We start from the raw sequence: 21,163 nt of genomic DNA on the forward strand, positions 1-21,163 counted from the left end.
CGCGTGGCCGACCGGCACCTCCACTGAAAGGAGCGTCCCGTGCTGAAACGCGTTCTCCTCGTCCTCGTGGCTGTCCTCGTGCTCGTGATCCTCGGCTTCCCGGCGTTCTCCGCCGACCAGCCGAAGACGGTCTCGGCCTCCGCCGCCAAGCCTCAGGCGCTCACGTCGGAGCAGACGGCGCTGCACGCGAAGCTGCAGCGGCTGGCGGCGCCGAACCCGTCGCTCAAGCTGGCCCGCGGGGCGATGCCGGTCTTCAAGCCGACGACCGTCAAGAAGGAGATTTCTTGCGGGATCTTCATGTATCCGCCGACGATTAACCCGATGGCGACCTCCCAGCGGTTGTACTGGGTCAACAACACTGGCCAGGCGTTCCCGGTCGGCGTCCACGTCGAGTTCGAGGTCCAGGGGAATCCGCCCAGCTGCTGCAAGGGGGTCACGGGCGCCACGACGTCGATCTGGCCTCCGAATCCGCCGTCGCCCGTCTACTTCACGTCCATGGAGAGCGAGCTCGTGCCGCCGCAGCCCTGGACGCGGCCCTGCAGGGCGTGGGTGATCATCCCGTAGCGCCCATCGCTCATCAGACGGCCGGCGGCGCGGCGCGGAGGCTTCATAGGGACTACATTCCGGGCAGTTCGACTGAGGGGCATCGGGTGGCGGCGGATCGGGCGCTGTCGCGCGGATCCCGCCGCCCCTTTCTTTGAAAGGAGCGCTCCGTGCTCAAACGCGTTCTCCTCGTCCTCGTGGCTGTCCTCGTGCTCCTGATCCTCGCCTTCCCGGCGCTCTCCGCGAGCCTTGGACCCGCGGCTCCAGGGCGTGGGTGACGCTCCCATACTGCCTGAGCGCGGGGAGATGGTGGGCCCGACAGGGATCGAACCTGCGACAAGCGGTTTAGGAAACCGCTGCTCTATCCAACTGAGCTACGGGCCCTCGGCTGCATTCTAGCGGCGTCCGCTCGAGAGCGCGCGCTCGAGATTCATGCGCGCATGCTCGTAGTCGGGCTTCAGGCGCAGCGCCTCCCGGAAGTGCTCGATCGCCTCGGCCTCCCGGCCCTGCCGCATGAGGGCCGCGCCGAGGCCGTTGTGCGCGAGATGGTCCCCGGCGGACCCGACGCGCAGCGCCTCCCGGTACGACGCGATCGCCTCGTTCACGCGGCCGGCGCGGGCGTCCGCCTTCGCGAGGTTGATCAGGGCGGCGGCGTTCGCGGGATCGACGCGGAGGGCCGAGCGGAGCAGGGCGGCCGCGTCGTCGTAGCGGCCCCGCCGCTCGTCGATCAGCGCGAGATTGAGCAGGGTCGGGACCTCGTCCGGTTTGAGGCGGTTCGACGCTTCGAGATGCGTGGCGGCCTCGGGATCGCGGCCGTTCTCCATGAGCCAGATCCCGTAGTTCGTATGGCAGATGAAGCAGTCCGGGTTCTTCACGAGCGTCGCGCTCCAGAGAGTTTCCTCGTTGCGGTAGATCCGGCTCTGGCGGAAGGTGAGCGTCCCGAGCAGCGCGATCACGGCCACGGCGAACGCGGCGGCGGCGCGCCGCGACGGCGCCCGCCACCCCGCGGTCCACGCGGCGGCGCCGCACACGGCAGAGGCCGCGAAGACCGCGACGGCCTGATAGGCGAAATGGTCGGCGACCCACGAGAAGCGCATCGGGTAGACGTTGAAGAACCCCATCGCGGGGAAAAGGACCCCGCCGAAGAGCAGCAGGAAAGCGAACGGGCCGCGGCCGAGGCGCTCCCGAAACCGCCACGCCAGGAAAAGGGCGAGGAAGACAACCAGAGGGGGAAGCCATTGAATGGGTGCATGGGGATCGACCGTCCAACGCGGGTAGATGAACGCGAGGTCGAGGGGAAGAAGGAGTTTCTGCGAATAGAAGAGGGCCACGCGGCCCGCGAGCACGACGCGGCTCGGCAGGTCCAGCGCCCATTCCTTGCCGACGGCCATGACGGCCGTGCGCTCGAGCCACGCCGTTTGGGCGCCGAGAGCGATTCCGGCCGCGAACCACGGAACGAGCGGGAGAACGTCGGCCCTCTTGACGCGCCCGTCCCGCCACCAGACGAGGACGAGGAGAACTCCCGGGATGACGGAAGCTGTTGTCTTCGCAAACACGGAGAGAAGGAAGAGGAAAAATCCTATGAATGAAAGAAGGGGACGCCGCGCCGGCGCGCTCCCGGCAACGGACACGCCGTTGGCGGCGCGCCGCTGCCTCTTACCCTTTCTAAGAAGATCCTCGGTCTTCTCTTCCTCTCGAGGGCCCCGTGCCGCGAGGTACGCGTGCATCGCCAGGAGAGACAGGAAAAGCGACAGCGTGTTCTTGCGCTCCGTGACCCACGCGACGGATTCCACGCACATCGGGTGGAGCGCGAACGCGGCGGCCGCGAGCCACGCGCCGCGCAGTCCCAGGCGCGCGAGGAACCGCCAGAGCAGGAGGGCCGACCCGGCGTGCAGCAGCACGTTGACGAGGTGGTACCCGAACGGGTCGAGGCCCCAGAGGCGCTTCTCGACCCAGAACGACGTGAACACCATCGGATAGAACTGCTCGTTGGCACGCGGCTGCGTCCAGATGAGGCGGAGGCCGTCGAGGCCGTCCAGCGTGCGATTCGCAGTGAGATACGTGTCGTCGTTCCAGATGAAGCCCGCGGCGAGCGCCGGCAGAAAGGCCGTCGCGACCGCCGCGAAGAGGAGGAGCCCGGGGAGGACCTTTCGCGTCACCGGCCCACGATAAGCCAGGGGTCCGCTCGGCGTGGGCCCGGGAGAGTTAAACTCGGCGGGATGAAAAAGGACGAGCGGCGGACGGGGGAGCGCGCGAGAGCGGTGATCCCGATCGGCGTCCGCATCGGCGAGCGCAAGCTGACGGCCGGCTGCACGCTCGACGCAGGCCCGACCGGGGCGCTCATCCTGTGCACCGAGAACGTCGCCATCGGCACCGAGCTCCACGTCACGAATCTTCAGTCAGACGAGTGGTTCACGTGCCGCGTCGTCAGGACCGCCGGAAAGCACGAGTCGGGCCGCCACGCGCTCGGCGTCGAGATCCTCGGCACGGACGTCAAAGAGCCCGAACCGGCGGACGCAACGTCCACCACGTCCGCCAGGGTCAAGAAGCGGAAACCCGCTCACTGACGCCGGGCGGGCGCCTCGGAGGCCTGCGTCGCGAGCCGCACGCGCACGCGATCCGCGTTTGCCTTGAAGATCTTCGCATTCGGGTCGGCGCTCTTTGCGCCGAGCTCGGCGGCCCGCGAGAAGCTCGCGAGCGCCTCGTCGAGCAGGCCGCTCGCCTCCAGCGCGTCCCCGAGGCTGTCGTGGACGTTCGGGGACTCGGGATACGTGCTCGCGTTGTAACGAAAGAAGCCGAGGGCCGCCGGCAGGTTCTTCCGTACGAGCGCCTGGTAGCCGAGGCGGTTCACCGAGACCTCCGGCGGCGTCACGGTGAAGCCGAATCGATCGCTCAGGTCCGCGTACCGCTTCTTCACGTCGTCCAGCGATCCGACCAGCTGCTCCGTCTCCGGGTCCGTGGGGATCGACCAGCCGTCGAAAATCATCCGGAAGCCGGCGTAGTGGCTCTGGAGGACGACCGAGTCGTGATGCTCGCCGGGGAAGTGCGCGCTCGACCAGCGGAGGTTCTTCGGCGAGGAGGACTTCAGGGCGGCGGAGACCTGCCCGAGGACGTCGCGCATCTCCTCGCCCTCGTCGCCCGACGTGAAGAAGAGCGCGCGGGTCCTGACTCCGCCGCCCGAGAGGAATGCGGTCAGGGGCGCGAGGCCCTTGCGCTTGTCCCACACGAGCCAGGGGCTCACGGCGATGACCCCCTGGAACAGGCCCGGCCGGGTCCGCATCGCGTGGAACGCGAAGTTCCCGCCGGCCGAGTGCCCCGCGAAGATCCGGTAGGGAGCGGTCCGGTAACGCGCCTCGACGAACGGAACGAGCTCCGTCTCGAGGAAGTCCAGGAACCGGTCCGCGCCCCCGCTCGTCGGGAAGCGCGGATCGCGGGACGGCGTGAGGTCGCGGGAGCGGTCCGTGTTCACGACGCCCACGACGATGACGCCGGGCATGGAGCCGGTCCGCGCCAGGAAGCCGGCGGTCGCGCTCGTGTGGACGAACTGCGTCTCGGCGTCCGTGAGGTAGAGGACCGGGTACCGGACGTTCGAGGCCGCGTAGCCGTCCGGGACGGCGACGAGGAGCGTCCGCTCCTCTCCCAGGACCTTCGACGGAAGGGAAACGCGCTCGCCGCCCGGGATGAGCGTCGCGGCGCGAGCGACGAAAGGCGCGGCGAGCAGGACGAAGAGGGCCGTGCGCGTGATGCGGGGCATGCGTTTCCTCCGTGCGGTCCCGTGGCGACTTCGGGTTTACGCGTGGGAGGCGGGGAAGTTGCGTCCGCTCAGGCGTCGGGCTGGCGCTCGCTCCTGAGGTGCGTGATCCGGAGGACGCGGTTCGCGCGCACGGCCTCGTCCTCGCCGATCGGCAGGAAGTCGTCCTCCTGGCGCGCGACGTATTTCGCGAAGGAATCCGTGACCTCGGCGACGTCCTCGAGCTCGTGGAACATGTGGAACTCGACCGGCTCGGGGAGGCCTTCGACGACGAGGCGGAACGTGTGCAGGTACTTGTTGTCCATGAAAGGGCCTCCGTCCCCCATTGTCGCCCGGAGCGCGAAACGCCGCTCGTCGTATCGTTGGGCGGCGTGACTGCCCCTCCGACCCGCCTCACCGTGCCGCTCTGGCTCGCGGCCGCCGCGGCCGCGCTCTGTCTCGTCGCGGCGGCGGGGCGCGACTTCTGGTCGCCGGACGAGCCCGATTTCGCCGAGCACGTGCGCGAGATGCTCGAGCGAAAGAGCCTCCTCCTTCCGTACGAGAACGGAAAGCCGTACTCCGAAAAGCCGATCCTCTACTACTGGGCGGTCGCCGCGACGACGCCGTTCACGGGCGGCGACGTGTCACCCCTCGGCACCCGCGTCCCGTCCGCGCTCGCGGCGGCGGTCCTCGTCTTCGGCGCCGCGGCGCTCGCGGGGCGGCGCGGGGGGGAGAAGGAAGCCCTGATTGCGGGCGCCGCGACGGCGGTGGCGCCGATCGTCTTCTGGCAGGGGCAGTACGTGCAGGTGGACGCCCTCTTTTCAGGGTTGCTGATGCTCAGTCTGCTCGCTGTTTTTTTCTTAGAAGGTGAAGAGGGGAAGGTTCCGGCGCGCCGCTGGCTGTGGGTGCTGCGGGTGGCGCTCGCGGCGGCGGTCCTCACCAAAGGGCCCCTCGCCGTGGTGCTCGTGGGTCTGGTCGTCCTTGCCCGCTGCGCCATCGCCAGGTCCCTGCTCCTCCTCCGCCGTCTGCAACCCATTCGAAGCATCTTTGTCTTTCTCCTCCTCGTCCTCCCCTGGTATTTCTTCGCCGCCCGCGCCGGAGGCCCCGCGTACGCGTACGACCTGATCGTCAACCAGAACTGGAACCGCTTCTTCCAGGCGTTCGACCACATCCAGCCGTGGTGGTTCTATTTCGAGAGCATGTGGAGCGATTTCTTCCCGTGGACGGCGCTCGCGCTCGCCGCGCCACTCGTCCTCGTGCCGCGCGGGCTGTTTCGCGAGCGGCCGGAGCTCGGGTTCTCCGCCACCGTCGCCGCGGTCTGCTTCGTCTTCCTGTCGACGTCGCAGGCCAAGCAGGGCAAGTACCTGCTCGTCGCGTACCCGTTCGCGGCGGTCCTCGTGGCCGCGCTCGTCGCGGCGGCCGACCGCCCGCGCGACGCGCGGGATTCGGCGCGCGGGTACGTGCGGGGGTACGCCGGACTCGTGGCCGGGATCCTCCTCGCCGCGGCGATCGCGCTGGGGCCGGTCGTGGCGCGCCGGGCGCCGGCATTCTCGGGCCTCGTGCCGCTCGTTGCGATCCCGCTCGGCGTCGGGGCGCTCGGGACGTTCTTCGTCCTCTTCCGCCGGCGCGAGGCCGCGCCGGCCGTCCTCGCGCTCGCCGCGGCGGTCGCGGCGGGAGAGCTCGCCGCCGGCGCCGTCGTTCTGCCGGCCCTCGACGTGCTCAAGACCGGGCGGCCGTTCTACGAGCGCATCCGCCCGCGCGTGTCCGCGGGTCAGCCGCTCGCGTACTTCGGCGGAACGTACCGGTGTTACCCGATCCTCGTTCTGAGGCGGAAGACGGAGCACTTCAAGACCGACCGCGACCTTGCGGACTGGCTCGAGCGGACGCCCGGCGCGCTCGTCCTCGCCGACGAGAGCGAGCGGCAGTACTGGAAGGACGAGCGGCTCTCGCGTCTCGTCGTCCTCGACCGGCAGCGCGTGGGCGGAGACGTCGCGCAGCTCCTCGCGCTGCGATGACGACGCTCGCCGACTCCGTCACGTTTCCGGCCGCCGGAGTGAGGCACCCCGGGCGGCACGAGGTTCTCGAGGCGACGTTCGCACGCGGCGACGAGCACATCGCAGCCGTCGTGAAGAAGGTCCGGGTCGGCGGCGGCCGCGACCGGGCGGAGCGGTCGTGGGAGGTTGCTCGGGCGCTCGTCGCCCGCGGAATCGATACGCCCGAGCCGCTCGCCGTGGGCCGCGTCGGCGGCGAAGGCTGGTACGTCGCGCGCCGGCTCGAGGGCGCCGAGCAGATCCGCCGGTGGTTCCTCGAGCGCGACGGCGCCGGTTTGCCGGCGCCTTCGCTTCCGTACGGGTTCGAGGAGATCGTGGCGGCGCTCGCGCGCCTCGCGCGGCGCCTGCACGACTCGGGCGTTTTCTTCCGGGACTTCACGGACGGCAACGTCCTCGTCACGCGGGGAGAGTCGGGACCCCGCCTCTGGCTCGTGGATCTCGACAGGGCCCGGGTCGGGGACGCGCCGATTCCGTTTCTTTCGCGCTGCCGCGACCTCGCCCGCCCGGGACTGAACCGGCCGGAGGACGTCAAGCTCCTTCTTTCCAGGTACTTCGACCCGGAGCCCGTGCCCCCGGCCGCCGCATTCTGCGTCCCGGCCCTGCGCCGGCGGATCGTCCTCTGGGACGACTTCAAGGCCCGGGTCCGCCCCTGGCGGAAGTGACGGGGCGGCAAGGGCTTATCCTTGTAAACCCGCACGGGTTCGGCGGCGTCCAACTCCCGTGACGGCATACGCGATGGCAAAGGTCCTCAGCTTTCCTCACCGGGTGGACGGGGGCGCGGGCATGACCGACGAGCTCCGCCAGGAGGAAGAATCGCGCGCGCGCACCGAGCGCCTGGCCGCGGAGGCGGACGTCATCGCCCGCGTCGTCGCGGGGGACGTCGACGCGTTCGAGTACTTCGTGAAGACCTACCAGAAGCGGATCACGCGCTTCGTCTTCACGCTTCTGCGCGACCCTTCCGACGCCGACTGCGTCACGCAGGACGTCTTCGTCAAGGCGTTCCGCGCGCTCCCCGAGTTCAAGGGCGAGTCCGCATTCGAGACCTGGCTCACCCGCATCGCGATCAACACGGTGCGCGACCGGATCCGCCGCCGCCGCCCCGTCGTTTCGTTCTCCGACCTGCGCGACCTCGACGACGACGACGGCCCGGAGATCCCGCCGTGGCTCGACCCGGCGGACGGCACGTCGCCGGAGCGGGACCTCCTGTCGGGAGACATTCGCCGGCGCATTGCCGTCGCGCTCGTCACGCTGTCCCCACGGCAGCGCTCGATCTTCGTTATGAAGCACTACGAGGAGAAGTCCATCGCCGAAATCGGCGACGCGACCGGACTCGACGAGGGGACGATCAAGTCCCACCTCTTCCGCGCGGCCCGCAAGCTGCGCGTCTGCCTGGAGGACCTGCGATGAGCGCCACTCCCCACCTGAGCGCCGACGAGATCGCCGCGCGCGTGTTCCCCGAGGAGGGCCGTCCTGCCGCCGTTCCGGCGCACCTCGCCACCTGCGCCGCCTGCCAGGGGCGAGTCGCCCGCCTGCGCTCGGCCTGGCTCCTCGACCGCGGGGCCGTCTCGGGCTACGTGGACGGGCTGCCCGAGTCGTTCTGGTCCGCGCAGTCCGAGCGCACGATGGAGGAGATCCGTTCGTCCGCCGCGCCGAAGGCCCGGGTTTCGAGCGTCCGCCCGCGCCTCGTCCGGCACCCGTTCCTCGCGTTCGGAAGCCTCGCCGCCGCGCTCGTTCTCGTGGCGACCGCGACGGTCTCCCACTTCGCGTCCCGGCCGCCTGCCGTTCCGAGCACCATCGCCGCCAGTCCGACGCCTTCGTCCGTAGACAGCTCCGACGAGGAGCTTCTCCGCGCGATCGACCGCGTTCTCGACGACTCGTCGCTCACGCGCCTCGCGGCCGAGGAAACGCTGTGAGGATGCGCGTCGCACTGGCCGCGGCGCTCGGCGCCGCGCTCGCGCTGCCGGCGCTCTCCCAGATGCCCGAGACGCCGCCCGGCAAGTGGTGGAAGCGGCCCCGCGTCGTCCAGATGCTCAAGCTCACGCCCGAGCAGCAGGAAAAGCTCGAGGAAATTTTCGCCCGCAACCGAAAGTCCTTCGTGGACCTCAAGGCCGACGTCGAGAAGAACCAGATCGACGTCGAGGAGCTCGTCACGAAGAAGGACGCCGATCCGAAGAAGGTCTCGGCCGCGGTCGACGCGCTCGAGCAGTCGCGGATGAAGCTCCGCAAGTCGATGACGATGATGTTCCTCGAGCAGAAAGCCGTCCTCACGTCGCAGCAGTGGACGCTGTTCCTCGAGCGCCGGGACGAGTGGCGCCGCGAGCGAGGCGAGGAAAAGCGGCGCGGCGAGACGGATCGCCGCGGCGACATGTCCCCGGACGGGGCGCCCGCCCCGCCGCGTTCCTCGGCCGGTCCCCGGCCGCCGCAGTAGGGCTCAGGGCGCGGGCGACCCGAGCGCCTTCGGCGCGCCCCCGCGCCCGCGCGCAACCGCGAGGGCGGCGAGCGCGAGGATCCCGGGGAGCGCGAGGAAGACGGCGTAGGGGATCGCCGTCGAGCCCCCTGCCTGGAGCCGGTATGCCAGCGCCGTCGCGCCGCCGATCAGGAGCGCGCCCGGGATCAGGCGCAGCGGCTTCCAGCGCGCGAAGACGACGAGCGCGAGGGCGAGGAACCCGCGGCCGGCGGTCACGCCCTCGACGAACGTCGGCGACACGGTGAGGACGAGGACGGCTCCGCCCGCGCCCGCGAGCGCGCCGGCCGCGAGCGACGCGGCGCTGCGGACGCGCACGACCGAGCCGCCCAGCGCGTCGAGCGCGAGCGGATTCTCACCGGCGGCCGTCACGGCGAGGCCGGGGCGCGTCCGGGCCAGGAAGAGCTCGAGGAGGATCGGCGCGAGGAACGCGAAGAGAACCGCGGCGGGCATTCCGAGGAGGACGGGCGGCAGCGTCGCGATCTCGAGGACCGAACCCGTCGCACCCGCGAGAAGGCGGTACCCGAATGCGGTCGCGCCGTATCCGACGAGATTCCAGGCAGTGCCGACGAGGACCGGATCGGCGCGCCCGGCGACGGCGAAGAGCGCGAAGGCGGCGCCCGCGAGGACGCCCGTGAGCACCGCTGCGGCGAGCGCCCCGTGAGGGCCCGCGCCTCTCTGCGAGGCCGCGAAGGCCGCGAACGCGCCGAGCAGCATCGTGCCTTCGACGCCGATCTGGATCGAGCCCGCGCGCTCGAGCAGCAGCTCGCCGGCGGCCGCGAGGAGGAGCGGCGCCGCGAGGAGGACGGTGATCGCGAGGAATCCGCTCACGAGCCGCTCCTTCCGGCGCGGGCGCGCGCGGCGAGCACGGCGAGGACGAGGACGCCGGGGACGAGCGCCGCGAGAGCCGCGGGCACGCCGGTGTCGCGCTGCATCGCGGACGATCCGGCGCCGAGCGCGGCGAAGAAAAGGCCGGCGAATGCGGACGCGACGGGCTGCGCCTGCCCGAGCAGCGCGGCCGCGAGGCCGGTGTAGCCCGTCCCGGTCGCGAACGGGTCGTAGAGCCGCCCCGTCACGCCGAGAACCTCGAGCCCGCCGGCGAGGCCCGCGAGCGCGCCGGAACCCGCGAAGGCAAGCAGCTTCAGCCGCCCGTCCGCGAGCCCGATCGCGCGGGCCGCTTTGGGCGCGAGGCCGACGGTGCGGAGTTTCAGTCCCAGCGGCGTCGCCGCGAGCAGCACGGCGAGGATCGCCACTGCGAGCAATGCGACGAGGACGGCGGCGGTCGCCCGGCCGCCGGAGAAGAGCGGCTCCAGCCTCACGGCGTCCGGGAGCGCACGGCTCTGCGGGTAGTCCCCGGCGGGATCCCGCAGGGCGCCGCGCACGAGGCCGCCTGCCGCGGTTGCCGCGATCAGGTTCAGCAGAATCGTCGAGAGGACCTCCGGTACGTTGCGTTTCGCCGCGAGGACTGCGGCCGGCAGCACCCAGAGCGCGCCCGCGAGCGCCGCGGCGAGGAGGATCGCCGCGCGCGCGACGAACGGCATGCCGGCGAGCGCGGGGCCGACGGCGGCTGCTGCGGCGGCGCCCGCGAGAAACTGGCCCTCGAGGCCGATGTTCAGGACGCCGGCCCTCAGCGCGAGGCAGGCGCCGGCGGCGGTGAGGACGATGCCGGTCGAGCGCAGGAGCGTCTCGCCGATCGCGGCGCGCGAGCCGAGGCTGCCGAGCGCGAGCGCGCGGAGCGCGTCTAGGGGAGAGGCGCCCGCGAGGACCGCGAGCCCGGCGAGCGTCGCGAGCGCGGTCACCGCGGCGGCGGCGGGCACGAGCACGCGGCGCGGGACGCTCACGCTCCGAGCCCCGCCATGAGCCGGCCGAGCGCCGCGGGCGCCGTGCCGCCCGCGACCTCGCAGGAGAGCGCCCCGCGCGTCACGACGCGGACGCCGCCGCGGTAGTCGAAGGCCTCGTCGGGATCGGACGTCACGACGAGGACCGACGCTCCGGCCGCGCACGCCTCGGCGAGCCGGGCGCGCACGGCGGCGGAGGCGGCGAGGTCGAGGCCGCGCGTGGGGTGGATCGCGACCACGAGGCGGGGCGCTCCCGCGAGCTCGCGCGCGAGGACGAGCTTCTGCTGATTGCCGCCCGAAAGCGCACGCGCCGGAGTGGAAGGGGAGGGCGCGCGCACGGTAAACGCCTTCATCCGCTCGAGCGCGTGCGTCTGCATCGCGGCGCGGTCGAGGAAGAACCGTCCCGGAGGGTTCGGCAGCGCGAGGTTCTCGGCGAGGTCGAGGTCGAGGACGAGCCCCTCCTCGCGCCGATCCGCGGGCACGAACGCTCCGCCGGCCGCGCGGAACGCGAGCGGGTCGCCGAACGAAGGCAGCGCGGCCCCGCCGACGCGGACCTCTCCCGCGAAGGGAGTCAGCCCGGCGACCGCGGACGCGATCGTGTCCGCCCCGTTGCCGTCGATGGCGAGAAGGACGAGGAGCTCGCCGGGGGAAAGAGAGAAGGAAAGAAGCTCTTGCTTCGGAGGTGTGGCGGCCGGCCTGAAGTTGCGGACTTCGAGGCTCTTGTCAGGGCGCCTTTCTTCGAAAGTGAGTAGGGGGCGTGGCTCGCCGGGGCGCGCGCTTTCCCCGCCCCCGAGCCCGCGATCAGGAGCCCGCCGATCTCCGCCGCCGTCGTCTCGCCGATGAGGCATTGCTTCACCGTCCTGCCGCGCGCGAGGAGCGTCAGCCTGTCGGCGCCCGCGAAGACCTCGGCGAGGCGGTGCGTGATGAGGACGATCGCGGCGCCGGCGTCGGCCTGCCTGCGGAGGGCGGCGAAGAGGGTCGCCGTCTCGTCGGGGGAGAGGACGGCCGTCGGCTCGTCGAGGATGAGGATGTCCGGTTCGCCTGCGAGCGCGCCCGCGATCTCGATGCGCTGGCGGGTGCCGACCGGCAGCGCGTCGACGCGGTCGTCCGGGCCGCCGAGCTCGAGGCCGAACGCCTCCGCGAGCCGCGCGACGCGTGTGCGCCGTGCCCGCGCGCTCTCGACAAAGGGCGCGTTCCGGTCGAGAAGCGCGAGGTTGTCCGCGACGCTCACGGCTCCGACGAGGAGGTCGTGCTGCGGGACGAGCGCGAGGCCCGCGTCGCGCGCGTCCCGGGCGCCCGCGAACCGGACGGTTCGACCGCCGCGCAGGATCTCGCCGGAATCGGCCGCAAGGCGTCCCGCGGCGATCGAGACGAGAGTCGACTTGCCGGCTCCGTTCTCGCCGAGGAGCGCGTGGATCTCGCCGGGGAAGACGAAGAGGTTGGCTTCGGAAAGAGCCTGCGTCTCGCCAAAGCGCTTCGAGATCAGCCGCAGCTCGAGCGCGGGAAGCGAAGAGGAAGACGAAGATTTCTTAGAAGGTTGAATGGGCATCGGCGCAGAGGAACCGCTGGAGCCTGGCCTGTGGGCGGCGCTCACACACCCATTCGAAGGATCTCAGAAATTGCCTCTCGGGACCGTCAGAGTGCCCGCGCGAATCCGGTCCTCGGTCGCCTTCAGCTCGTCCCGCACCGGCTGCGGAACGTTCGCCGCCGGCGACAGGACGAAGGAGACGACGCCGCTTTCGAGGCCGTAACGCAGCGGCTTGCCGTCGAACGCTCCGGTCTTGACGCGCCTGGCCGTTTCGAGGAAGGCGCGCGGCATGTCGATGACCGCGGACGCGAGGACGGAAGGGGAGAGCGCGTTCTGGTCCTTGTTCGTGCCGAAGGCAGCGATCTTCCGGTCCTCGGCCGCCTTGAAGACGCCGAGCGCCGCGGCGTCCGCGTTCTGGAACAGGGAGTCGGCGCCCTTGTCCGCGAGCGCGAGCGAGGCGGCCTTCGCGCCCGCGACGTCCTCGAAAGAGCCCGTGAAGACGGACGTCGCCGTGCCTCCCTCTCTTGCAGCCTTGAAGCCGCCTTCGAAGGCGAGGAACGTGGACTTGATCGACGGGAGCTCGACGCCGCCCACCATCCCCGCCCTGCCCGTCTTCGTCGTCCGTCCGGCCAGGATCCCGCAGAGGTACGCGGCCTGCTCGAGCTCGAAGACGATCGGCGCGAGGTTCGGGGCCGTGCGCGAGCCGGACGTCGTGACGAAGACGGTCTTCGGGTACTCCTTCGCGACGCGCTCGGCCGCGTCCTGGAACTCGAACCCGTGGCCGAAGACGAGGCTCGTCCCCTTCGCCGCGTAGGCGCGGAACTGCTCCTCGAACTCGGACGGCGACTTGACCTGCACGTGCGAAACGCCGGCGCCCATTTCCTTCTCGATCGCCTTGAGCCCCTCGTACGCGCCGGCGTTCCACCCGGCGTCGGAGATCGGCCCGGGGGTCAGGAGCGCGACGGTGAACGCCGGGGCGGACGGCTTCGGCGTGTCCTTTGGCGCGACGCAGGCAGCGAGGGCGAGGGCGGCGGCGCAGGCTGCAAACGGACGCACGGAACGATCGCTCACGGGTCCTCCTCGTCGGCTCCTTATGATCATGCCATGGCGCTCGCGCTCGATTCCGCCTCGAAGGCGCGCATTCTCGACTTCGTCCGTCCGCTCTCCGTGGGACTCGACGGGATGACGAACTACGGATTTGTCGAGAGGAGAATTCGGATTTCGGATTTCTTAGAAGGTGAAGAGGGGAAGGGCCGACCGTCCGGAGACGCGGGGGTCGATCCCAACCGGCTGTTCCTGATCGCCTCGTTCGCCGGCCTCCCGTCGGCCCGCCGCATCACGCCCGACGGCCGCGAGTCCCTGCTCCTGCGTTCTCTCCATATTCCACTCGAAGAAATCCGAATCCTCGTCTCCTCTCTTTCGCGGATCGAATCCGACCCGCAATCCCCCGAAGAGCGAATCGTCCACGACGCGATGCTTCTCGAGAGCGTCGGCGCGTACGGCGTGACGCAGATCCTGGTCTCCGGCGTGCGCGAGCGGATGACGCTCGCGGAGATGGCGGGCGAGATCGACACGAAGATGGACGCCGCGCGCTTCGCGACGGAGGCGGGCCGCCGGCTCGCTGCGGGCCGGATCGCCTACGCGAAGGACTTCGCCGCGAAGCTGCGAGCGGAGGCGTCGGAGTTCGTCGGCTGACTCAGTAGATCTTGTCGATCCCGACGTCTAGCTTCACGTTCGAGAGGATCATGACGTGCCCGTTCGTGGCTCTCGCCCCGCCTTCGTCCGGCCCGGCCATCACCAGTCCGAAGTTCATCGTCGGATCTTCGATCCAGCCCTGAACGATGCCCTTCATCTGGTTCACGTCCATCAGGTTGACCGGCGTCCCCGGGCTGTTGTACATGTCCATGGAGGTCCCGTTCCACGGCGCTGTCAGCGCCCAGACGGGCCTTGCCGCGTCCGGTGTGCCGTCGTTCTTCGCGTAGCTGAGCTTCGCCCACTTCACCTTTCCCTTGATGCCCTTGAGGTCGATGAAGATGTGGCTCCGATACGTGACGCTGATCTGTCTTGGCTTGTCGTAGGCGTTCATGAAACCGACCTTGGCGGAGCCCGCCCCCGGTTCGACGTTCCCCCAGGTCGAAGACTCCTGTTGTCCGTTCGACTTGAACCAGTGGGATCCGTTCTTCGTCGTGGCCGGGATGATCGGGTTCGAGAACTTGATCGTCCTGGCGACGTGGAAAAGGCCGCTGTCGCCCTTCGTGTCGCCGTTCACGGTCTCGATGCGGATCCGGTAGTCGCCCTCGGTCAGGGCCGGCACGTCGTTCACGCCGGGGAGCTGCCAGGCGTGCTTGCCCGACTGGAGAGGCCGCTTGGTCTCGATCGTGAGCGCGATCTCGCCGGTGCTTCTCAGCAGCTGGATCCGAACGAACTCCTTCAGCAGGTTTTCCGACTGCTGCCAGGTGATGTCGTACGTTTGCGTGCGCTGCCACGTGGCGCCGGCAGCCGGGCTCGTCACCGTGATCGTCTTCGGGGCGAGGGCTCCCGGGGCGAGCGCGACGTTCGGGCGGGCCGCCGGCATCTCCGCAATGCCGAACGGCTGCGCGCTCTCGCCGACGACCGTCGGGTTCAGGGCCTCGATCCGCACCCGGAACCCGGCGCCCTTTTCCGTCAGCGACGTGTAGCCCGTCATCAGCTTGCCGACCGTCCAGGCGAACGACCCGGCGCCGGCGGGCACTTTTGCGATCAGGCCCCGGCCGAGGTTCCAGCCCTCCTGCTGGAGGCTGATCCGGACCTCGCCCGTGACACCGGACGCGTTCCAGACGATGTTCTGGGTCGTGCCGAGAACCCAGGTCTCGCCGCCCTTCGGCGAGACGAGCGTGAGCTTTGGAGTCGTGGGGGACGCGGGCTGCACGGCCAGAAGGACGAGACACGCCAGCGAGGCGAGGGCTTGCATCGAGCACTCCTCCAGAGGCGAAGGGAGGCCTCTCGATTCAAATCTAGGCCCTCGCGGCGGGAACTGCCCGTCGGCGAGCCCGGCTGCCGGCTAGATGGCGGATCGCCCGGCGTCCACGGCGACGACCTGACCGGTCATGGACCGGTTCTCGAGGATCGCGACGGCCATCGACATCAGGTCGGCGACGGCGACCGGGCGGCCGAGCGGAGTTCTCGCGACGAGCGCATCCACGGCCTCGCGGCTCATGTCGGCCGGCGGCATCACGACGCCGGGCGCAATCGCGTTGACGCGCACGCTCGGGCCGAGCGCGACGGCGAGGTTGCGCACGAGCGCGTTGATCGCCGCCTTCGCGGCCGCGTGGGGAACGTGCGTCGGCCAGGCCTGAGTGGCGGCGACGTCGGAGACGAAGAGGATCGAGCCGGACGAGCGCGCCAGCTCGGGTGCCGCGGCCTGCGCGAGGAAAAACGCGGCGCGCGGCCCCGCGCGGAACACGGCCTCCCAGTCGTCGAGCGTCACGGCGGCGACCGGCTTCGGAATCCACGGCGAAGCGGCGTGGACGAGGGCGTCGAGGCGCGGTGGCTCCGCGGGGGACGAAAGCGAGGAAGAGGGGGAGAAGAGGGAGGAAGAGAAGATTTCTTCGAATAGTTTGATCGGCGCGTCGTCGGTGGCGAAGTCGGCACGGAAGGCTTCGGCGCGGATCCCTTCTTTCCTTCTAAGAAGAAAATCCACCGCCGCATCCGCCTCGGCGCGGCTCGTGCGGTACGTGAGGGCGACCGAATACCCGGCATCCGAGAGCGCCTTCGAGAACTCGAACCCGAGCCGCTTCGCGCCGCCGGTGACGAGTGCGACCTTCATGCGCCTTCTCCTCCGGCCGCCGGGGGCACCAGCGTGGCCGCTTCGTCCATGAGCTTGTTCGTTTCCGCCATGGCGACGACCTCACGCCCGAGCGCCTGCACGTGGAGCAGGATCGTGAGGATCGAGGCCACGAGGTGGAGCCACGCGGGCACGGCGCCCGTGTGCGCGCCGGCGCCGAGGAGGCCCGCCGCGAGCGCGGACAGGGGCGCAAACGTGGCGAGGGCGGACGTTCGGGCCTTGAAGTCCCTGACCCGCCTCAGGATGTAGTCGCGGCCTTCCACGTCGGGCCGCCTGGCGGCGGCCTCCTTGAGGAGCTTGCCGGTGCCGATGAAGAAGAAAAGGACCATCGACTGGGTGAACAGCGAGAACAGGACGGCCGGGACGGCGACCACGATGTGCCGGGCCGCGGGGAGACCGCCCAGGGCGTGAGACACAGCCCAGCCGGACCAGGCCGACAGACCCAGGGCGGCGAGCGTAACGAGGGAAAGGAGCGTCAGGGCAAGCGCCACGGGTTCGTCACTATAATCCGGGTTCCCGGCACAACTTCTGGAGGAGATGCGTCATGACGCCACGCACACTGGTCGATATCTTCAGGAACCTCGAAAAAACCCCGAAGCCGGATCTCCTCCTCGTAAAAAAGTCCGGCGCGTGGACGCCCATCTCGACCGCGCAGTTCATGGACAGCGTCAAGGCGGTGTCCTGTGCTCTCGAGGGGCTCGGCGTCAAGCAGGGCGGACGCGTCGCGCTCCTCTCCGAGAACCGGCCCGAGTGGGCGATCGTGGACTTCGCCTGCCAGTGCTACGGCGCGGTTCTCGTGCCGATCTTCCCGACGATGGTGTCGGATCAGGTCACGTACCTCCTGAAGGACTCCGGCGCCGTGGTGGCGTTCACGTCGAACGAGGAGCAGGCCCGCAAGGTTCTCGCGGCGCGCGCCGCGTCGGCCGAGGTCAAGGCGTCGCTCCAGCACGTCCTCAGCTTCGACCCGTCGACGCTCGCGGGCGTCGCGCCGTTCACCGACGTCCTCGAGAAGGGCAAGTCCGCCCATGCCGCCGACCCCGCTGCGTTCGAGAAACGGGCCGACGCGCGCAAACCGGATGACCTCGCGACGTTCATCTACACCTCCGGCACGACCGGCGAACCTAAGGGCGCGATGCTGACGCAGGGGAACTTCGTCTCGAACGTCGTCGCGGGCTGCTCGATCCTGCCGTTCGACTCCTCCTGTGTCGCGCTCTCGTTTCTCCCGCTCGCACACGTCTTCGAACGGATGCTCGAGTACTGCTTCTACAGCCGCAGCGCGACGATCGCGTACGCGGAGTCGATCGACAAGCTGCGCGACAACATGGGCGAGGTGCACCCGCACCTGTTCGGCGCGGTTCCGCGCGTCTACGAGAAGATCTACGCACGCGTCCAGGAAAACGTCTCGAAGTCGTCGGCGGGCAAGCAGAAGCTCTTTGCGCAGGCGATCGACGTCGGCAAGAAGGTCGTCGCCCTCAAGGCCAAGAAGCAGACGCCCGACTTCGCGCTCGCGCTCCAGCACTTCGTCTTCGAGCGCCTCGTGTACCGCAAGGTGCGCGTGGCTCTCGGGTCGCGCTTCCGTTACGCCGTCTCGGGCGGCGCGCCGCTCGCGAAGGAGCTCGCGGAGTTCTTCTGGGCGATCGGTGTCGAGATCTACGAGGGCTACGGCCTCACGGAGACGAGCCCGGTCATCGCCGTGAACTGTCCGTCGGCCTGGAGGCTCGGCGCCGTCGGAAAGATCCTGCCCGGCGTCGAGTGCAGGATCGCGCCGGACGGCGAGATCCTCACGCGCGGGCCCCACATCATGAAGGGCTACTACAACAAGGCGAGGGAAACGGCCGACGCGATCGACTCCGAGGGCTGGTTCCACACGGGCGACATCGGCGTCATCGACGCGGACGGCTTCCTTGCGATCACGGACCGCAAGAAGGAGATTCTCGTCAACTCGAACGGCAAGAACATCGCGCCGGCGCCGATCGAGAGTTTCCTCAAGAGCCAGGACTTCGTCTCGCTGCCCGTCATCATCGGCGACAAGAGGAAGTTCCTGTCCTGCCTCATCATTCCGAACTTCGAGAAGCTCGCGGCGTGGGCGGAGGCGAACGGCTTTGCGGGACGGCCGATGGAGCAGCTCGTCAAGGAGCCGCGCGTCCTCGCACTGTTCCAGACGGGGATCGACCGGTGGAACGAAGGCAAGGCCCACGAGCAGCTCGTCCACCGCTTCGCGATCCTCCCGAAGGACCTCACGATCGAGGACGGCGAGCTCACGCCGACGCTCAAGGTCAAGCGGCGCATCATCGACCAGCACTACAAGCACCTGATCGACGAGATGTACGAGGGCTCGGGCGCGTAGGCCGCTTCCCGGTCACGGAATGCGCGTCGTCGTCGCCCTCGGAGGGAATGCCCTGCTTCGCCGCGGGGAGCCCATGACCGCGGAGAACCAGCGCGCGAACGTGCGCCGGGCCGCGGAGGCCCTCGCCCCGGTTGCGTCGGAGCACGAGCTCGTCATCTCGCACGGCAACGGCCCGCAGGTGGGACTTCTCGCGCTGCAGGCCGAGTCGGGCCTCGAAGCCGCGCACTTCCCGCTCGACGTCCTCGGCGCGCAGACCGAGGGAATGATCGGCTACATGATCGAGCAGGAGCTCGGAAACCTCCTCCCGTTCGAGAAGCCGTTCGCGACGCTCCTGACGATGGTCGAGGTCGATCCGGCCGACCCCGCCTTCCGAAACCCGACGAAGCCCATCGGTCCCGTCTATTCCGAGCAGGACGCGAAGCGCCTCGCGCAGGAGCGTGGTTGGGCGATCGCGCCCGACGGCGCCAAGTGGAGGCGCGTCGTCGCCTCGCCCCAGCCGAAGCGCCTCTTCGAGCTCCGGCCCGTGAAATGGCTCCTCGAGAAGGGCACGATCGTGATCTGCGGGGGAGGCGGTGGCATCCCGACGGTCTACGGCGAGGACGGAAAGCTCCACGGCGTGGAGTGCGTCATCGACAAGGACCGCGTCGCGTCGCTCCTCGCGCAGCAGCTCGACGCGGATTTCTTCGTGATGGCGACGGACGTGCCGGCGGTGTCGGTCGGGTGGGGAACGCCGACGGCGAGGGCGATCCGGCGCGCGTCCCCCGCCGCGATCGGGCGCTTCGACTTCGCCTCCGGCTCGATGGGTCCGAAAGTCGGAGCGGCCCGCGACTTCGCCGAGCGGACCGGCAAGACGGCCGCGATCGGCGCGCTCGAGGACATTCCGCGGATCCTCGCGGGCGAGGCGGGCACTCTAGTCTCGAACGGCGTCGCGACGCTCGAGTGGGCGCCGCCCGAGAGCCTTTCCCTGTTCACGGAGTAGAGGCCGGGGCCGCCGCCGGCGCGGCGAGTTCGAGCTTCACGGCGATGAAGGGCGGGTCGAGGCGGTGGATCGATCCGCTCGCGGCGTCCACCGCGAACATGACACCAGGCACGACGAGGGCGCCGATCAGGAGGCCCACGGCGCCGTTGCTCACCTCCTCGTAGGCGTTGCTGCTCTGATTACCGCCGATCGCAGCTCCTGCCACGAGGCCGACCGGGAGGCCGACGAAGTTGATCCACGTGTTCGGGGACGCGCCGCGCTCGAGGGGGACCTTTCGGGTGACGTATCCGTCCTTCTCGATGACGACGACGAGGCCCTTGGATGCGCGTTTCACGACCAGATCGACGGGGCTCGTCTGGCGCTCGCTGCCCACCGTAACCGTGGCGCCGGGGGGATCCGTCTCGACGTGGATCGTCTGGTTCGGCCCGTTCAGGACCGTCGCGCAGCCGAAGAGGGGAGCCAGGGCGACGGCGAGCGCGAGGAGGGGCGGGCGGCGGCGTCGCATGGGCGCTCCTTTCAACGATCCGCGGCGCCGGCGACCGGGATCGGATCCAGCCTGACCACGATGAACGGCGGGTCGAAGACGTAGTTGGCGCCCGACGCGCCGTCGACGATCAACGCCACGCCCGAGACGATCGCGCCTGCGACGGCCCCTCCGGCGGCCGCCTCTCCCGGCGTCGGCGCGAACCAGTCGGAGCTGCCCGAGGTAGCGAGCGCTCCGATTCCGGCGCCCGCGGGGATCCAGAGGAGGTTCGCCCACGTGGCGGAAGAACGCTTCCGGGCGAGAGCGACCCGCTTCGCCGCATATCCGTCCTTTTCGAGGACGAGCTCGACGTCCTTGGCCTTTCGCGGAACTTCGACGTCCACCGGGGTCGTGTAACGCTTTCCGAGAAGGGTGAACGTCGCTCCCGGCGGGTCCGTTTCCACGTGGACGGTCTGGCGGTTTCCGTGGGCGATCGTCGCGCAGCCGAAGAGGGGGGAGAGCGCGAGGAAGAACGCGAAGGGGAGCGCGCGTCGAATCCGCATGCAACGCCTCCTGCCCTCAAGGTGAGGCAACCGCCAGCGCAAATCCTCGGGAAGTTCCAGCGATTTTCCACTCTTGACTTCATGGCGCAGCGCGTCATAGCCTACTGAATGATGGCTCATTCATCGGGCCGGGACGGACTCGGCGCGGACCTGGCGGCCCTTGCGGCGGCCCCGGAAAAGGCGTCCCCGGGCGCCGATCCCGAGAAGCGCCGCCGGATCCTGGAGGCCGCGATCCGCACGTTCGGGCGCCGGGGCTTCCACGAGGCCCGCATCGCGGACATCGCGGCCGACGCGAAGGTCGCCGAGGGCACGGTCTACCTCTACTTCCGCAACAAGGAAGACCTCCTCGGGGTCGTCTTCGACGAGTCGATGGACGACGTTCTCGAGAAAGGCCGCGCGGTCGCGCGCACGGACGCGTCCGCCGCCGAGCGCCTCACGGCCCTCGTCGACCTCCACTTCCAGTTCATCGGGTCGGACCGCGACCTTGCGTCCGTGTTCCAGATCGAGCTCCGCCGAAGCGCGCGCCTCGTCGAGCGCTTCTCGCGCAGCAAGCTCGTCGAACACTTCCGCCTTCTCGGCGACGTCCTGCGCGATGGAATCGCGCGCGGCGAGTTCCGAAAGGACCTCGACCCGCGCCTGGCCGTGCGGATCCTCTTCGGCGCGGCCGACGAGATCCTCTCGGAGTGGCTGCTGGCGGGAGAGAAGAAGCCGAGCGCCGATGCCCGTCTCCTCGTGGGAACCCTTCTCAATGGGTTCGCGGCACAAGAGAAGAAGATTTCTTTGAAGGTGAAGAGAAACTCGAACAGGAGATCCCCGAAGTGAGTAAAACCGCAT

General features: G+C 69.8%; 24 protein-coding genes and 1 tRNA gene. 11 read left to right on the top strand and 14 right to left on the bottom strand.

Going from position 1 to position 21,163, the window contains the following annotated elements:
- The first annotated feature begins 39 nt into the window (after positions 1-39).
- Entirely contained in the window at positions 40-564 is a 525-nt protein-coding gene (locus tag IPL89_18630; GenBank protein MBK9065167.1) for a hypothetical protein, read from the top strand.
- A gap of 286 nt (positions 565-850) precedes the next feature.
- On the opposite strand, the gene IPL89_18635 is transcribed toward IPL89_18630, so the two are convergent.
- Positions 851-927 (bottom strand) — tRNA-Arg (locus tag IPL89_18635).
- An 11-nt stretch (positions 928-938) separates the two neighbouring features.
- A complete protein-coding gene (locus IPL89_18640) occupies positions 939-2,702 on the bottom strand; it encodes a tetratricopeptide repeat protein (protein MBK9065168.1) in 1,764 nt (587 codons plus the stop codon).
- 60 nt (positions 2,703-2,762) lie between these two features.
- Between IPL89_18640 and IPL89_18645 the strand changes: the two genes are divergently transcribed.
- On the top strand, positions 2,763-3,110 hold the full coding sequence (locus tag IPL89_18645; protein ID MBK9065169.1) for a PilZ domain-containing protein: 348 nt from the start codon (positions 2,763-2,765) through the stop codon (positions 3,108-3,110).
- On the opposite strand, the gene IPL89_18650 is transcribed toward IPL89_18645, so the two are convergent.
- Together IPL89_18650 and IPL89_18655 are read right to left on the bottom strand one after the other, a co-directional pair.
- Positions 3,104-4,297: an alpha/beta hydrolase gene (locus IPL89_18650; protein ID MBK9065170.1), complete on the bottom strand. Its 1,194-nt coding sequence runs from the start codon at positions 4,295-4,297 to the stop codon at positions 3,104-3,106. The genes IPL89_18645 and IPL89_18650 overlap by 7 nt on opposite strands.
- 68 nt (positions 4,298-4,365) lie before the next feature.
- Positions 4,366-4,599: a hypothetical protein gene (locus IPL89_18655; GenBank protein MBK9065171.1), complete on the bottom strand. Its 234-nt coding sequence runs from the start codon at positions 4,597-4,599 to the stop codon at positions 4,366-4,368.
- Between the two features lie 66 nt (positions 4,600-4,665).
- Here IPL89_18655 and IPL89_18660 point away from each other — a divergent pair, with 66 nt between their 5' ends.
- From IPL89_18660 to IPL89_18680, 5 genes are all read left to right on the top strand, one after another.
- Complete coding sequence (locus IPL89_18660) at positions 4,666-6,288, top strand: phospholipid carrier-dependent glycosyltransferase (protein ID MBK9065172.1); 1,623 nt, start codon at positions 4,666-4,668, stop codon at positions 6,286-6,288.
- Positions 6,285-6,986 carry a phosphotransferase gene (locus tag IPL89_18665; GenBank protein MBK9065173.1) on the top strand — a complete coding sequence of 234 codons (702 nt, stop codon included), beginning with the start codon at positions 6,285-6,287 and terminating at the stop codon, positions 6,984-6,986. The genes IPL89_18660 and IPL89_18665 overlap by 4 nt, the downstream gene beginning before the upstream one ends.
- A 73-nt stretch (positions 6,987-7,059) precedes the next feature.
- Positions 7,060-7,731 carry a sigma-70 family RNA polymerase sigma factor gene (locus IPL89_18670; protein MBK9065174.1) on the top strand — a complete coding sequence of 224 codons (672 nt, stop codon included), beginning with the start codon at positions 7,060-7,062 and terminating at the stop codon, positions 7,729-7,731.
- Entirely contained in the window at positions 7,728-8,237 is a 510-nt protein-coding gene (locus IPL89_18675) for a hypothetical protein (GenBank protein MBK9065175.1), read from the top strand. Before IPL89_18670 ends, IPL89_18675 begins: the two co-directional genes overlap by 4 nt.
- Positions 8,238-8,239: 2 nt before the next feature.
- The gene (locus tag IPL89_18680) at positions 8,240-8,752 is read left to right on the top strand and encodes a periplasmic heavy metal sensor (protein ID MBK9065176.1); all 513 of its coding nucleotides are present in this window, start codon (positions 8,240-8,242) and stop codon (positions 8,750-8,752) included.
- A 3-nt stretch (positions 8,753-8,755) separates the two neighbouring features.
- On the opposite strand, the gene IPL89_18685 is transcribed toward IPL89_18680, so the two are convergent.
- The 5 genes from IPL89_18685 to IPL89_18705 all read right to left on the bottom strand — a co-directional run bounded on the left by IPL89_18685 (position 8,756) and on the right by IPL89_18705 (position 13,225).
- On the bottom strand, positions 8,756-9,619 hold the full coding sequence (locus IPL89_18685; protein ID MBK9065177.1) for an ABC transporter permease: 864 nt from the start codon (positions 9,617-9,619) through the stop codon (positions 8,756-8,758).
- Positions 9,616-10,629: an ABC transporter permease gene (locus IPL89_18690; protein MBK9065178.1), complete on the bottom strand. Its 1,014-nt coding sequence runs from the start codon at positions 10,627-10,629 to the stop codon at positions 9,616-9,618. The genes IPL89_18685 and IPL89_18690 overlap by 4 nt, the downstream gene beginning before the upstream one ends.
- Complete coding sequence (locus IPL89_18695) at positions 10,626-11,108, bottom strand: hypothetical protein (protein ID MBK9065179.1); 483 nt, start codon at positions 11,106-11,108, stop codon at positions 10,626-10,628. The genes IPL89_18690 and IPL89_18695 overlap by 4 nt, the downstream gene beginning before the upstream one ends.
- Before the next feature lie 89 nt (positions 11,109-11,197).
- Complete coding sequence (locus tag IPL89_18700) at positions 11,198-12,220, bottom strand: ATP-binding cassette domain-containing protein (protein ID MBK9065180.1); 1,023 nt, start codon at positions 12,218-12,220, stop codon at positions 11,198-11,200.
- An 18-nt stretch (positions 12,221-12,238) separates the two neighbouring features.
- Positions 12,239-13,225, bottom strand: coding sequence for a BMP family protein (locus IPL89_18705; GenBank protein MBK9065181.1), 987 nt, complete (start codon positions 13,223-13,225; stop codon positions 12,239-12,241).
- Between the two features lie 33 nt (positions 13,226-13,258).
- Between IPL89_18705 and IPL89_18710 the strand changes: the two genes are divergently transcribed.
- Positions 13,259-13,849: a hypothetical protein gene (locus IPL89_18710; protein ID MBK9065182.1), complete on the top strand. Its 591-nt coding sequence runs from the start codon at positions 13,259-13,261 to the stop codon at positions 13,847-13,849.
- 1 nt (position 13,850) lies between these two features.
- Here IPL89_18710 and IPL89_18715 read toward each other — a convergent pair whose 3' ends face one another.
- The 3 genes from IPL89_18715 to IPL89_18725 form a co-directional block, all read right to left on the bottom strand.
- On the bottom strand, positions 13,851-15,104 hold the full coding sequence (locus tag IPL89_18715) for a hypothetical protein (protein ID MBK9065183.1): 1,254 nt from the start codon (positions 15,102-15,104) through the stop codon (positions 13,851-13,853).
- A 90-nt stretch (positions 15,105-15,194) separates the two neighbouring features.
- Positions 15,195-15,959 (bottom strand): SDR family oxidoreductase, encoded by a 765-nt coding sequence (locus IPL89_18720; protein MBK9065184.1) that lies wholly within the window; start codon positions 15,957-15,959, stop codon positions 15,195-15,197.
- A complete protein-coding gene (locus IPL89_18725; protein ID MBK9065185.1) occupies positions 15,956-16,468 on the bottom strand; it encodes a hypothetical protein in 513 nt (170 codons plus the stop codon). Before IPL89_18725 ends, IPL89_18720 begins: the two co-directional genes overlap by 4 nt.
- A 53-nt stretch (positions 16,469-16,521) precedes the next feature.
- Here IPL89_18725 and IPL89_18730 point away from each other — a divergent pair, with 53 nt between their 5' ends.
- Both IPL89_18730 and arcC read left to right on the top strand, forming a co-directional pair.
- Positions 16,522-18,324 (top strand): long-chain fatty acid--CoA ligase, encoded by a 1,803-nt coding sequence (locus IPL89_18730; GenBank protein MBK9065186.1) that lies wholly within the window; start codon positions 16,522-16,524, stop codon positions 18,322-18,324.
- Between the two features lie 19 nt (positions 18,325-18,343).
- Positions 18,344-19,303, top strand: a complete 960-nt coding sequence (gene arcC, locus IPL89_18735; GenBank protein MBK9065187.1) for a carbamate kinase — start codon at positions 18,344-18,346, stop codon at positions 19,301-19,303.
- Here arcC and IPL89_18740 read toward each other — a convergent pair.
- Positions 19,293-19,808, bottom strand: a complete 516-nt coding sequence (locus tag IPL89_18740) for a PEGA domain-containing protein (protein ID MBK9065188.1) — start codon at positions 19,806-19,808, stop codon at positions 19,293-19,295. The two genes, arcC and IPL89_18740, sit on opposite strands and share 11 nt — an antisense overlap.
- A gap of 11 nt (positions 19,809-19,819) precedes the next feature.
- Positions 19,820-20,329: a PEGA domain-containing protein gene (locus IPL89_18745; protein ID MBK9065189.1), complete on the bottom strand. Its 510-nt coding sequence runs from the start codon at positions 20,327-20,329 to the stop codon at positions 19,820-19,822.
- Between the two features lie 111 nt (positions 20,330-20,440).
- Between IPL89_18745 and IPL89_18750 the strand changes: the two genes are divergently transcribed.
- Positions 20,441-21,151, top strand: a complete 711-nt coding sequence (locus IPL89_18750) for a TetR/AcrR family transcriptional regulator (protein ID MBK9065190.1) — start codon at positions 20,441-20,443, stop codon at positions 21,149-21,151.
- The last annotated feature ends 12 nt before the right edge of the window (positions 21,152-21,163 follow it).

It is taken from the genome of Acidobacteriota bacterium, from assembly GCA_016716715.1.
In the GTDB taxonomy this organism is placed as follows: Bacteria; Acidobacteriota; Thermoanaerobaculia; order UBA5066; family UBA5066; genus Fen-183.

Excerpts from the sequence above, each read along its gene's own strand:
- IPL89_18670 (MBK9065174.1), top strand. The coding sequence starts at position 7,060 with ATGGCAAAGGTCCTCAGCTTTCCTCACCGGGTGGACGGGGGCGCGGGC.
- IPL89_18750 (MBK9065190.1), top strand. The coding sequence starts at position 20,441 with ATGGCTCATTCATCGGGCCGGGACGGACTCGGCGCGGACCTGGCGGCC.
- IPL89_18665 (MBK9065173.1), top strand. The coding sequence starts at position 6,285 with ATGACGACGCTCGCCGACTCCGTCACGTTTCCGGCCGCCGGAGTGAGG.
- IPL89_18645 (MBK9065169.1), top strand. The coding sequence starts at position 2,763 with ATGAAAAAGGACGAGCGGCGGACGGGGGAGCGCGCGAGAGCGGTGATC.
- arcC (MBK9065187.1), top strand. The coding sequence starts at position 18,344 with ATGCGCGTCGTCGTCGCCCTCGGAGGGAATGCCCTGCTTCGCCGCGGG.
- IPL89_18655 (MBK9065171.1), bottom strand. The coding sequence starts at position 4,599 with ATGGACAACAAGTACCTGCACACGTTCCGCCTCGTCGTCGAAGGCCTC.
- IPL89_18715 (MBK9065183.1), bottom strand. The coding sequence starts at position 15,104 with ATGCAAGCCCTCGCCTCGCTGGCGTGTCTCGTCCTTCTGGCCGTGCAG.
- IPL89_18675 (MBK9065175.1), top strand. The coding sequence starts at position 7,728 with ATGAGCGCCACTCCCCACCTGAGCGCCGACGAGATCGCCGCGCGCGTG.
- IPL89_18740 (MBK9065188.1), bottom strand. The coding sequence starts at position 19,808 with ATGCGACGCCGCCGCCCGCCCCTCCTCGCGCTCGCCGTCGCCCTGGCT.
- IPL89_18710 (MBK9065182.1), top strand. The coding sequence starts at position 13,259 with ATGGCGCTCGCGCTCGATTCCGCCTCGAAGGCGCGCATTCTCGACTTC.
- IPL89_18730 (MBK9065186.1), top strand. The coding sequence starts at position 16,522 with ATGACGCCACGCACACTGGTCGATATCTTCAGGAACCTCGAAAAAACC.
- IPL89_18720 (MBK9065184.1), bottom strand. The coding sequence starts at position 15,959 with ATGAAGGTCGCACTCGTCACCGGCGGCGCGAAGCGGCTCGGGTTCGAG.
- IPL89_18745 (MBK9065189.1), bottom strand. The coding sequence starts at position 20,329 with ATGCGGATTCGACGCGCGCTCCCCTTCGCGTTCTTCCTCGCGCTCTCC.
- IPL89_18650 (MBK9065170.1), bottom strand. The coding sequence starts at position 4,297 with ATGCCCCGCATCACGCGCACGGCCCTCTTCGTCCTGCTCGCCGCGCCT.
- IPL89_18680 (MBK9065176.1), top strand. The coding sequence starts at position 8,240 with ATGCGCGTCGCACTGGCCGCGGCGCTCGGCGCCGCGCTCGCGCTGCCG.